General features: G+C 41.8%; 10 protein-coding genes. 6 read left to right on the forward strand and 4 right to left on the reverse strand.

Features of this window, described 5'->3' with window-relative positions; translation table 11 throughout:
• Nucleotide 1: 1 nt before the first annotated feature.
• Both ACWIB3_RS07815 and ACWIB3_RS07820 read right to left on the reverse strand, forming a co-directional pair.
• On the reverse strand, nucleotides 2-778 hold the full coding sequence (locus tag ACWIB3_RS07815; RefSeq protein WP_185210529.1) for an ABC transporter ATP-binding protein: 777 nt from the start codon (nucleotides 776-778) through the stop codon (nucleotides 2-4).
• A 6-nt stretch (nucleotides 779-784) separates the two neighbouring features.
• The gene (locus tag ACWIB3_RS07820) at nucleotides 785-1,543 is read right to left on the reverse strand and encodes an MlaE family ABC transporter permease (protein ID WP_093098864.1); all 759 of its coding nucleotides are present in this window, start codon (nucleotides 1,541-1,543) and stop codon (nucleotides 785-787) included.
• Nucleotides 1,544-1,761: 218 nt separating this feature from the next.
• Between ACWIB3_RS07820 and ACWIB3_RS07825 the strand changes: the two genes are divergently transcribed.
• From ACWIB3_RS07825 to ACWIB3_RS07835, 3 genes are all read left to right on the forward strand, one after another.
• Nucleotides 1,762-3,267, forward strand: coding sequence for a DUF6600 domain-containing protein (locus ACWIB3_RS07825; RefSeq protein ID WP_313259991.1), 1,506 nt, complete (start codon nucleotides 1,762-1,764; stop codon nucleotides 3,265-3,267).
• Nucleotides 3,268-3,495: 228 nt separating this feature from the next.
• Nucleotides 3,496-4,674, forward strand: a complete 1,179-nt coding sequence (pncB, locus tag ACWIB3_RS07830; RefSeq protein WP_254529772.1) for a nicotinate phosphoribosyltransferase — start codon at nucleotides 3,496-3,498, stop codon at nucleotides 4,672-4,674.
• Entirely contained in the window at nucleotides 4,667-5,386 is a 720-nt protein-coding gene (locus ACWIB3_RS07835; protein ID WP_185210535.1) for a class I SAM-dependent methyltransferase, read from the forward strand. The genes pncB and ACWIB3_RS07835 overlap by 8 nt, the downstream gene beginning before the upstream one ends.
• Nucleotides 5,387-5,528: 142 nt before the next feature.
• Here the strand turns inward: ACWIB3_RS07835 and serS are convergent, their stop codons facing one another.
• Complete coding sequence (gene serS / locus ACWIB3_RS07840) at nucleotides 5,529-6,800, reverse strand: serine--tRNA ligase (protein WP_454291309.1); 1,272 nt, start codon at nucleotides 6,798-6,800, stop codon at nucleotides 5,529-5,531.
• Nucleotides 6,801-6,917: 117 nt separating this feature from the next.
• Here serS and ACWIB3_RS07845 point away from each other — a divergent pair, with 117 nt between their 5' ends.
• Nucleotides 6,918-7,460: a hypothetical protein gene (locus ACWIB3_RS07845; RefSeq protein WP_185210538.1), complete on the forward strand. Its 543-nt coding sequence runs from the start codon at nucleotides 6,918-6,920 to the stop codon at nucleotides 7,458-7,460.
• On the opposite strand, the gene tamL is transcribed toward ACWIB3_RS07845, so the two are convergent.
• Nucleotides 7,457-9,763 (reverse strand): translocation and assembly module lipoprotein TamL, encoded by a 2,307-nt coding sequence (gene tamL, locus ACWIB3_RS07850; protein ID WP_454291310.1) that lies wholly within the window; start codon nucleotides 9,761-9,763, stop codon nucleotides 7,457-7,459. The genes ACWIB3_RS07845 and tamL overlap by 4 nt on opposite strands.
• 52 nt (nucleotides 9,764-9,815) lie before the next feature.
• Here tamL and ACWIB3_RS07855 point away from each other — a divergent pair, with 52 nt between their 5' ends.
• Together ACWIB3_RS07855 and ACWIB3_RS07860 are read left to right on the forward strand one after the other, a co-directional pair.
• Entirely contained in the window at nucleotides 9,816-10,577 is a 762-nt protein-coding gene (locus ACWIB3_RS07855; RefSeq protein ID WP_185210540.1) for a TrmH family RNA methyltransferase, read from the forward strand.
• Nucleotides 10,570-11,763 carry an MFS transporter gene (locus ACWIB3_RS07860; protein WP_185210541.1) on the forward strand — a complete coding sequence of 398 codons (1,194 nt, stop codon included), beginning with the start codon at nucleotides 10,570-10,572 and terminating at the stop codon, nucleotides 11,761-11,763. Before ACWIB3_RS07855 ends, ACWIB3_RS07860 begins: the two co-directional genes overlap by 8 nt.
• Nucleotides 11,764-11,769 lie beyond the last annotated feature (6 nt).

Consider the following 11,769-nt stretch of genomic DNA (forward strand, 5'->3'; position numbering starts at 1 on the left):
GCTATACTATAAAATTATAATCATAAAAAGGTTTCACTCTCTCATCATCCGTATCAAAGATTTCAGAGAATTTACCTACACGTTCAAATTTGCCATCCAAAAGCATGGCTACCCTATCGCCTACCATTTTTGCACAAGCCAAATCGTGTGTAATGATAATGGAAGAGGTTTTATATCGTTCTTGGACTTCATTGATCAAGGTATTGATATCCAAACAGGTCAAGGGGTCCAATCCGGCTGTTGGCTCATCATACATCATGATATCAGGTCTTAAGATCAGGGTGCGTGCGATACCGATACGTTTTCTCTGACCTCCGGAAAGCTCTGATGGCATTTGATTGATCGTCCTTAAAAGGCCTACTCCATCTAATACATCTTCGACTTCACGGTCAATTTCTGCTCTAGTTAGGTTTCTTTTATTTCTAACCAAGGGAAACTCTAGATTTTCACGCACGGTCATACTATCATAGAGCGCACTGTTTTGGAAGGAGAACCCAATTTTCAAACGCAGATCTCGCAATTCCTTCTCGTTCAATTGGTTTACTACTTCGCCCAACACGGTAATATCACCTTTATCAGGCTTTAACAAACCGGAAATCAGTTTAATCAAAACTGATTTACCAGTACCAGACCTCCCTAGCACCACCAAGTTCTCGCCATTATAGAGTTGCAGGTCAACGTTTCTCAGGACATGTAAATCCCCAAAGGACTTACTTACCCCTTGCACATTGATCACTACATCGTCGTAATTAATATTTACTGGCTTTTTCTGTTCCATAATCCATTATCCCATTAAAGCTAGAACCTGAACGATCAAGAGTTCCTCGATGAACACTATAAACATGGATGCCACAACGGCACTGTTTGCTGCTTTACCCACACCCTCGGTACCTTTTGAAGAATAATAACCTACATAGGTACTAACAAAACCAATGGTAAAACCGAAAACAATGGCGCGGAATACCATGGCGAAAATATCTTTAGGAGCGATAGCTTCAAATACCTGGGTAATAAAGCTTAGAATACTCAACTGATCTTTGGAAATAATACTCAAATAACCACCTGCTAATCCAATTCCGGCAACATAAAAACAGAGGACAGGAATCATAAAAGTTGTGGCCAATATTCGACTCACAATCAGGAACTTGAACGGATTGGTACCTGATACCTCCATGGCATCGATCTGCTCGGTAACATTCATGGAGCTTAATTCTGCACCTATCTGCGACCCTACCTTACCGGATGCAATAAGCGCAGTAACCAATGGGGCCAAGGCCCTTACGATAGCGATGGAAATTAAGGCTGGCAACCATGAGGCGGCACCAAATTCCTCCAGGGAAGGTCGAGATTGTTTTGTAAAAACAAATCCTACAATAAAACCCGTTAAACTTATTAATGGAAATGATTTCCACCCAATTTCATAACATTGTCTAATGATCTCTTTAAACTCGTAAGGTGGACTTACCACTTCGCGAAAAAAACGCATCAGGAAGCGGTGAATCTTCGCAAACTCTAGTAATAAGGACTCAATTTTTTTAGCCATTAACTATGTGATTAACGTGTTTTTCCAATTGCTAATTCGGAAATATTTTGTGGCAAATGTACAAAATTTCTTAATATCCATTCGGAAAGTCTATCCAATATTAGCAGAAACATCAGTAAGAGCAAAAAAGTTTGACAAAATAATTATACAATTAAACCTTTTCTTAAAAGTGGCGGTCATACCTACAAATTATGGTAATAAGATTAAATGGTTTACATATGAAAAATTTAAAAACATCCACAATATATACTGCATTTATGATGATGCTCTTGGGGCTTTTCAGCGTAAATTCAGTATCGGCACAGGGATATCAAGATGTCGATTTTGATGTTTTTCATGAAGAACTGGACCCATATGGGGATTGGGATCATGATGACGAATATGGCGATGTTTGGTATCCGGATGAAGACGATGACTTTCGTCCTTATGGTACCAATGGATATTGGACCATGACCGAATATGGAAATACCTGGGTCTCCAATTACGATTGGGGATGGGCACCATTCCACTACGGTCGGTGGATCCACAGACCACATAGAGGTTGGGCATGGGTTCCTGGCTATGAATGGGGACCAGCATGGGTAGATTGGCGTAGTGGTGGTGGATATTACGGTTGGGCGCCGATGCGTCCTGGCATCAGTGTCAATGTAAGCATCGGTTTACCGCTAGACCTATGGGTATTTATTCCTACTACGCGTATCTATGACCGTTATATCAATAGACATTGGTCTTACGGACGTCGCAATATCTATAATAACACCACGATTATCAACAATACTTATATCGTGAACAACAACCGTTACTATGGAGGTCCTGCTCGCAGAGACATCGAAAGACATATCGGTAGACGCGTTGATGTTAGAAATGTAAGTTTTGATAACAGACGTGGGGCATCACGTTTAAGTCGCAGTTCAGTATCGATGTACCGTCCAGATAGAAACAATCGTTCGGATCGTGCTGTCAGCAGCAGAAGTGGACGCCTTGAAAACAATCGTAGCTCACGTTCTTCTGACAGATCTCCTGCCAATCGCGTAGAGAACAGGTCAGGACGTAGCCAAAGCGGAAGAAGTAATTCTGACTACAGAATCACTAGAAATGCGAACGGACAACGTGAAATGCATATTGGAAACGGCAATTCAAACCGTAGCAATAGAGAAGCCACCACGAATTCACGTTCTGGAAGAGTAGAGCGAGGAAACACAAACAACAACAACAGAGACCGTCAGCCTTCTTCTCGCGGACGCGTTTCAATGGATCGTCCTGCTTCTAGAAATGAATCAATGAACCGCAGTTCTAGACCAACTAGAAATGAGTCTATGGACCGCAGCTCTAGATCGACCAGAAATGAATCGATGAACCGCAGCTCTAGACCAACTAGAAACGAGTCCATGAACCGCAGCTCTAGACCGGCTAGAAATGAGTCGATGAACCGCAGTTCTAGACCAACTAGAAACGAATCCATGAACCGCAGTTCTAGACCGGCTAGAAATGAGTCGATGAACCGTAGCCAGCAAAGGCAATCTGCTCCACAGAGAGAACAACGCCAACCTAGAATGCAACAAGAATCTAGGTCGCAAAATAGAGTATTTCAAACACGCAACTCCGAAAGACCACAAAGTCGTCCTTCGGTACAACGTAGTTCAAATCATGAATCTAGATCATCTTCAAGACCACAATCAAACCAACGTTCTGAACGTGGTTCAGGTCGAGGAAATAGAGGATAAATTTTTATATTTAGTTGAAACAATTTGTTAAAGCGGGCTGATCAAGATCAGCCCGCTTTGTTTTTTTACTCGACGACTTAGCCAAGCTAAGACCTGAATGACTAGAAATCTGTGGTTAGAATTTAATCTAAAAGGAGATGATTTTTTGTTTTGTTGTGGATAAAAAGGCATTTTTGTTCCTGCTTTTTGTTAACTTCAATTCAAGCACAAGCATAATTTTTTTAAGGAATGGCAAAACTTACCTCCATTTTAGACAATGATTTTTACAAATTCACCATGCAATATGCCGTGGTGAAACTCTTTCCAAAGGCGAAAGCACGTTATCAATTTATCAACCGTGGGAAGCATGAGTTTCCGGCGGGCTTTGCCGAAAAACTGAGGGAAGCTGTAAATCAATTGGCAAACTTGAAGCTTACGGTTGCTGAAAAAAACTTTTTTGCAAAGACCTGTCCTTATATCGACCCGACATATTTTGATTTCCTACAAGGCTATCATTTTGACCCAGATGAAGTCAAAATTACACAAAATGGCCCCGATCTATCGGTAAAGGTCGAAGGCTATTGGTATAGGACCATTTTATGGGAGGTGCCCCTGATGGCATTGATCTGTGAAACCTATTATGAAGTAACTGGACAAAAAAGGGTGGATGATGCTGAGGTCATGAATATTGTTCATGAAAAGATGTACAAATACGATAAGCTCAACATTACGATTGCAGACTTTGGGACCCGTAGACGCCACTCCTATGCCGTGCATGACTTGGTGATCAAAGCCTTGAAGGAGCATCCTTCCAAGACATTTATCGGCACGAGCAATGTGCATTTCGCCATGAAATACCATACTAAGCCAATCGGTACACATGCCCATGAATGGTTTATGTTCCATGCCGCAAAATATGGCTACAAGATGGCCAACCTCTTAGGCTTGGAGAACTGGTCGGATGTTTACCGTGGCGATTTAGGGATCGCCCTTTCGGACACCTATACTACAGAGGTTTTCTTCAAACAGTTTGACAAGAAGCTAAGTAAGCTATTTGATGGGGTCAGACATGATAGTGGCGATGCGATTGAATTTGCGCAAAAGACTATTGACCACTATAACAGTAAAGGAATCAATCCGCTCAACAAGACCATCATCTTTTCTGATGGACTGGATTATGAGAAGGTCGTAAAGATTGTCAATTTCTGTCAGGATAAAATCGGTCATTCATTTGGTATCGGAACAGACTTCACCAATGATGTCGGTCTGTCGAGGATGAATATCGTAATCAAGATGACGGAAGCCTTTCCAGATGAAGGCGAATGGACTCCTGTAATCAAGCTGTCGGATGAACCTAACAAACATACCGGTGACCCCGAGGAAATAAAAATGGCGAAACGTTTCTTAAATATCGCAAACCATGAATAGAGATGTTTATGGTGAAGCGCTATATGATTATCATGCTGTAGGCAAGCTGAATGAACCTCTCCTATTGCACAGCAGCTATGGCGATATTGAAGAAATGCCCATTGAAGTGTTTTTCAGGGAAGAGGAAGATATTCCGGAGCTGGAATTTATTGCGCTATCCCTTTGCGACGGCAAGGTCCTGGATGTTGGCGCAGGTGCCGGAGTACATGCATTGTACCTGCAAGAGAAGGGATTTGAGGTCGATGCCATGGAAATCTCGGAGACAGCCTGCAAGATCATGGAAAAGCGCGGTGTAAACCATGTCATCCATGCTGATTTCTTTAAGTTCTCGGATAAAAAATATGATACCCTATTGTTCTTGATGAACGGAATAGGGATCGCCGAAACCCTAGATGGATTCAGGAATCTTCTAAAACATTCAAAAAAGCTGCTTACCGATAAAGGACAGCTTATTTTCGACAGTTCCGATATTTCCTACCTCTATGAGGAGTATAGGATTGCCAGACCAGAACACTACTTCGGTGAGATCAACTTTCAATACGAATACAAGGGTAACCTTGGACAGCCTTTCAAATGGCTTTACATCGACCAACAAACCTTGATCAAAATAGCCCATGAAGAGAATTGGGTAGTGCAGGTCCTATTTGAAGATGATAATGATCAGTATTTGCTGAGGATGGAGCCTAGAGGAGATATGAGTATTGAGATGTGAGATATGAGATAGAAAGGCGCTAAGAGAGATGTGAGAATTGAGATTTGAGATCATACAGGTTTCAAATTTAATATCTCAAATCTCACATCTCATATCTCAATACTGACTAAAAAAATATCCCCGAGAGATCGGGGATATTTTTTTAGTCGATATAGTCAAATCCTACATAAGGGACCAGAACTTCTGGGATCTTGATTCCTTTTTCGGTTTGATTGTTTTCTAAGAGTGTTGCTACGATTCTAGGTAAAGCCAATGCAGAACCATTTAAGGTGTGCGCCAATTGGGTCTTGCCATCCTCGCCTTTGAAACGAACTTTAAGACGGTTTGCTTGGTAAGTTTCAAAGTTTGATACTGAGGATACTTCTAACCAACGTTCTTGTGCCGCTGAATAGGTTTCCATATCGTAGGTCATGGCAGATGTAAAGCTCATATCACCTCCGCATAAACGTAAAACGCGGTATGGCAATCCTAACTTCTGCAATAAAGACTGTACATAGCTACTCATCTCCTCTAACGTTTCGTAGGATTTCTCAGGATTAACGATCTGAACCAATTCAACTTTATCAAATTGGTGCAATCTGTTCAAACCACGGACATGCGCACCATAAGATCCCGCTTCTCTGCGGAAACATGGGGTATAGCCACAATGTTTGATAGGGAAATTCTCACTTTTAACAATGGTATCACGGTAAATATTTGTGATTGGCACCTCTGCAGTTGGAATCAGATAAAAGTCGTCGTTTGTGACATGGTACATCTGACCTTCTTTATCAGGTAATTGACCAGTTGCATAGGCAGAATGTTCATTCACTACAATAGGGACCTGAACCTCACGGTAGCCCATTTTAGCAGCTTCATCCAAGAAGAAGTTAATCAATCCTCGTTGCAAACGGGCGCCCTTTCCTTTATACACTGGAAAACCAGCACCGGTGATCTTAGTACCTAATTCGAAGTCAATGATATCGTATTTAGCTGCTAATTCCCAGTGAGGCAATGCTCCTTCAGGTAACTGAGGGACCGTTCCATTTTCTAGAACCACTTCATTATCCTCTGGAGTCAATCCAGCAGGAACCAGTTTATAAGGAAGATTCGGCAATTGGATCAACTTATCGTGCAGTTCTTTTTCGATTTTATCCAATGCTTCTGAAAGCTCTTTGATTTGCTCTTTATATGATGCAGAACGCGATTTTATTGCTTCAGCTTCCTCTTTCTTACCTTGACGCATCAAGTCTCCAATTTGCTTAGCGGACGAGTTTGCCTCAGCTGCAACAGAGTCAGATTGATTTTGAGTTTTGCGACGTTGTTCGTCTAAAGCAATGATCTGATCGACCAATTCTACTTCGTTGAAATTCTTAACTCCAAGCCTTTCAACTACATGGTCCCGATTTTCGCGGATGTAATTTAATTGCAACATATAATTATGCTTTTTTATTTGTAACGTGAGCAAAGATAAGAAGACCTCCGCAATTAATAAACTTGAATTTGTAGCCTATCCATTTTTAGAATCCATGCAATTTTGTATCATTGCATCATGAAAAACAGATGGTTTCTTTTCTTATGCCTTGGTATCTTGTACCTTATGCCCCTAGAATTGCTGGCGCAAAACACAATTATTAAGGACTTTACAGTAAAGGAAAACCTTTCGCAGAATGGAAAATTAGCGATAATTGCCATCGATACCGCTGAAAAAACAGATAATACGGTCAACGGCAATTATAATTTCACCATCAATGGTTTTTCGCAGGAACTGAAATTTACCGATGGTGTGGCTGTTACAAGCAATCCCATTGAATCTTCAACCTTTGTGTTTTTTAAGCATAAATTCGCAGGTTCTGATTTAGGGAAACTTTTTTTCTTGCGGGTGACCGACAAAGGCATTACCCCTTATAAAATCAGTGGATTTCTTTTGATCATTATTCCCTTGTTGATCCTGTACATTGCCTATAAGTTCAAGCGCTTCCTGATTACCCTGTTAATTCTAGCGGCTATTTATTTCTACCTGAACTATAGCAAAGGATTGGATGTTCGACAGTTGATCGAAAGCAGTATCATGGGATTGAAAGGCCTGCTCTAGAACGGCATCCCTACCCCGAAATTATATTGGATAAAGCTATATCGGTCTGGCCAGTTGGTCTGATAATAATCCTGTTTGAATTTCTTGGCATTGAAGAAGTCCTTGATAACCCATTGATCCGAACCTGAAAACTGTGGATCTTTCAGTTTAAGACCTGCATCTAAACGGATAATAAAATAATCGAGGTCGACACGAAGACCGAAACCAGTGCCCAGTGCAATTTGCGAAAGGAATTTATCCCCACGGAACTCCCCATTAGGATTGATGATATCTTCACGGATCCTCCATACGTTTCCAGCATCTAAAAATGTGGCTCCATTTAACTTGGCCCCAAAGAAATTGTTCAGCATGCGGAAGCGAAATTCAGCATTGGTTTCCAACTTTATTTCACCAAGCTGATCGAGGTTTCTCAGGTTTACACGGAATTCAGGGTTGATGGAAGAACGGTTATAGCCCCCTGGACCCAGCGTACGGGCTTGCCAAGCGCGGATACCATTCATACCCCCTGCAAAGAAACTCTTTTCAAAAATCATGTTCAGGGAGGAGTTGTTACCATAAGGAACCGCAACACCGGAGTTGACCCGAAACACAAACTGTTTATTTCCGCCCAGATGTCTGTACCAACGATAGTCTATTTCACCTTTCACATATTGTAGAAATGGCACCCCAAAGATCAGCTTCTCGCCGTCTTGATTCTGCTTGAATTTCATGACATTCCCCAACACACCTAACAGATTTCCACTGACATCGACCGCTCCCCTGAAATAACTGAAGTTTTCTTTGGTTGTTAATTTTGGTCCATTGTAGGTATAGGCATACTGTGCACCTAAGCCAAAGTATTTACGGTCATTGCTTCGAACATACAGGCCATAGCCCTGATCGATCAGGCTCTGTTTAAATTCTTCGTTCAACTGTCCGTGTCTATACTCGATAACCACCGGAGTCAGACTATGCATCTTATTGGTTGCCTCATACCAGATGTAGTTTAAGCTATTGATCCAATACCGGTTGGCATAGGTTTGATCCTGAAAGAACAATTGCAAACTAGATGAAAAGGTGGTTCTAGGCAAACCGTAACGACCTACGCTACGAACCCGGAAAGGGGTCAATAACCTAGGAAAGGACAGGTTAACCCCTACCTGAAAGTCATTGTTAAAGATCTTATCGGCCAAGCTACCCGGCAACCTGGAATCAAAAAGTACTCCATAGCGCATTTTGACCTCAATGGTTTCCGATCCACCGAAGACATTTCGATGGGAGAAGGTATTCCCCACGTTAAAACCGCTCATTCCAGAGCTGAAAGTAAATTCGCCTTCAATCTGGTTGCTCATGGCAGAACGTGGCACCACATTATAATGGACATCCAATTTATTGGAATCTTTTTGCTGGTAATTGATCTTTACCGATCGGAAACCATTCATTTCATATAACCGGTCGTAGGCCAATTCCTCATTCGCACTATTGAACTTTTGTCCTGTTCTCAGGAATGCATATCTGGATAACGGTCTTAGTTTAAAATTGCCGGTTTGATCGGTATAGAAAATCTTGGTCAGGCTGTCAAATTTACCCTCAGAATTCTTCTTTAATTCCGGATCGGCAGCTTCAACCGTAAAGTACACACTGTCAATATAATAAATCTTATGTTTAGTTGAATCTTCTCTATTGGACACCTGGATCAATAAATCAGCTTGATTATCCAAATCAATGGTATCAATTCCAGCCCGCATATATTGCCTTAGGTAATCATAGTATCCCGATTCTCTCATATTGGTATATAAACGCTCTCGTTCTAGGTAAAGATCAGAAGCATCATAGCGTTTTCCTGATTTCAAGGGACTAATTGGGACGACCTTTTCTTGATAGATGGAATCAACGGCGGGGTCCTCTACTGTCCTATCGATTTCCCGAATGGTATAAGGGTTTCCCAGGTTCGCATTGAAGTTGATTTTTGCTTTCTTTTTATTGAATTCTATCTGTGGTTCAACCTTGGCATTAAAATAACCTTTGGTTTGGAGGAAGCGTTGAATTTGGGTCGCCGATAGCTCGACTACCGCAGAGTCTAGGATTCTCGGTGCCTCACCGACATTTTTTATTTTTTCAGTTTTATATTGACCGTCTCGGGTATTGAATATGTTATAGATGGTCAGATAGAGCGGAGAATTCGGACGAATTTCATTGGCCACGTACATGCCAGCGGGTTCTTTCAATTCGGGAGTTACGCCATTTAGATCGACATCTGTGACCAGGTATTGATTGTCGTCGAGGTATTTCGCAGATCGACAGGACGCAATAATTAGCGACAAAAACGTTATACTTGCAAAAAATAATAAACTTCTTTTATTAGTCATTCATCCCATGTTGTCAAAAGCTCAAATCAGTCTAATTACTTCATTGCAGCATAAAAAATTTCGAACTCAGCATAACTTATTTGTGGTAGAGGGCATAAAATCCGTTTTGGAGTTTATACATTCCAGCTACAAGATAAGTAAAATATTTGCGACAGTAGATGCCGCTGCAAAATTGGGCAAAATACCGCAAAATATAAAACTTGAAGAGCTTAGTGAGTCAGAGTTTGGGAAAATAAGTGGCTTAAAGAATCCGCAAGGGGCTTTGGCTTTGGTGGAAATCCCTCATTTTAATCAATTACAGGTAAAGGATTTACAGGGGAGGCATAGTTTGATCTTGGATGATGTTCAAGATCCTGGCAATTTGGGAACCATCATCCGTACGGCGGAATGGTTCGGGATTGAAAACATTATCTGTTCAATAGGCACTGTAGATGCCTACAATCCCAAGGTCGTACAGGCGACCATGGGTTCACTTTCCCGTATTAAATTACACTATCTGGATCTGGAAGAGTTCATTCAGAAAAACAGCATGCCGGTTTTTGGGGCATTGTTGGACGGGGATTCTATTTATGGGACCAATTTTGGGAATGAAGGGTTTATCATGATGGGCAATGAGGGAAATGGAATCAGGGAAAGCTTGATCCCTAAAATTGATCAGGCAGTGACCATTCCGCGGGTTGGCAAGGCTGAGTCATTAAATGTTGCAGTGGCGACAACAATATTTTGTTCAGAATTGACGCGACAAAATATGGAAAAGAAAAATGGATAATATCGAAAACGAAGATCAACCTTTATATACAATACAATTTGGACTGCTCTGTTTGAGCTCTCTCCTATTCTCTGCGAGTTTCAACATGATCATTCCAGAGTTACCCAATTTCCTGTCCTCTTTGGGAGGTGCAGCCCACAAGGGCCTGATCATTGCTCTTTTCACGCTTACAGCTGGGATTTCAAGACCATTTAGTGGCAGATTGACGGACAAATGGGGCCGAGTACCTGTGATGGCCATAGGGTCTACCGTCTGTGTCATCTGTGGTTTTTTATATCCTATCCTGAGCAGTGTTGCTGGATTCTTTCTCCTTCGCTTAGTCCATGGTTTCTCCACTGGATTTAAGCCCACGGCCACCTCGGCATATATCGCTGATATTATCCCATCGACGCGTTGGGGTGAGGCATTGGGGATGCATGGGCTATGTTTCAGCATCGGTGGTGCCGTTGGACCGGCAATTGGAAGTTATATTGCCCTAAAGTATGATCTGAATACCATGTTCTATAGCTCTTCAGCATTTGCATTCCTTTCCATCATTATCGTGATGAACATGAAGGAAACCCTGAAGGACAAAAATAGATTCTCGCCTAAGATGCTCAAGATTTCACGCCGTGATATTATTGAAGTGCGTGTGATTCCTGCAGCAATCGTTACGCTTCTCTCCTACTCGGCTTATGGTGTAATTTTGACTTTGATTCCGGATTGGAGCGAACATTTGGGCATAGTAAATAAGGGGCTGTTTTTCACGGCCTATACCTTGGCGTCCATAGGGATTCGATTTGTTTCGGGGAAAGTGGCCGATCGCTACGGTAGGATCAGTGTGATGAAAGTAGGGCTGGTAGTGGTCGCTATCTCTCTTTTGTACCTTGGTTTTGGAAACAGCATTGCTCAATTGGTGATCGGTGCCTGCCTTTACGGGATAGGTACGGGTATTTTTTCGCCAGCAGTCAATGCCTGGACCATTGATCTTTCACTGCCGCAATATCGTGGGAAAGCCATGGCGACCATGTATATCGCATTGGAAGCTGGTATTGGAGGTGGCGCATTATTTGCTGGATATATCTATCACGATGAAATCCTTAGAATTCCGTATATTTTCTATGGGAATGCCCTGATCATCTTGCTGGCATTTTTTTATGTGATTTACTGGAATTCAAAAAACAAAAAAACTAATAACCTGTTATAGCATTCG

Source organism: Sphingobacterium sp. NPDC055431 (assembly GCF_053644255.1).

Excerpts from the sequence above, each read along its gene's own strand:
- ACWIB3_RS07815 (WP_185210529.1), bottom strand. The coding sequence starts at position 778 with ATGGAACAGAAAAAGCCAGTAAATATTAATTACGACGATGTAGTGATC.
- ACWIB3_RS07835 (WP_185210535.1), top strand. The coding sequence starts at position 4,667 with ATGAATAGAGATGTTTATGGTGAAGCGCTATATGATTATCATGCTGTA.
- ACWIB3_RS07845 (WP_185210538.1), top strand. The coding sequence starts at position 6,918 with ATGAAAAACAGATGGTTTCTTTTCTTATGCCTTGGTATCTTGTACCTT.
- ACWIB3_RS07820 (WP_093098864.1), bottom strand. The coding sequence starts at position 1,543 with ATGGCTAAAAAAATTGAGTCCTTATTACTAGAGTTTGCGAAGATTCAC.
- pncB (WP_254529772.1), top strand. The coding sequence starts at position 3,496 with ATGGCAAAACTTACCTCCATTTTAGACAATGATTTTTACAAATTCACC.
- ACWIB3_RS07860 (WP_185210541.1), top strand. The coding sequence starts at position 10,570 with ATGGATAATATCGAAAACGAAGATCAACCTTTATATACAATACAATTT.
- ACWIB3_RS07855 (WP_185210540.1), top strand. The coding sequence starts at position 9,816 with ATGTTGTCAAAAGCTCAAATCAGTCTAATTACTTCATTGCAGCATAAA.
- serS (WP_454291309.1), bottom strand. The coding sequence starts at position 6,800 with ATGTTGCAATTAAATTACATCCGCGAAAATCGGGACCATGTAGTTGAA.
- ACWIB3_RS07825 (WP_313259991.1), top strand. The coding sequence starts at position 1,762 with ATGAAAAATTTAAAAACATCCACAATATATACTGCATTTATGATGATG.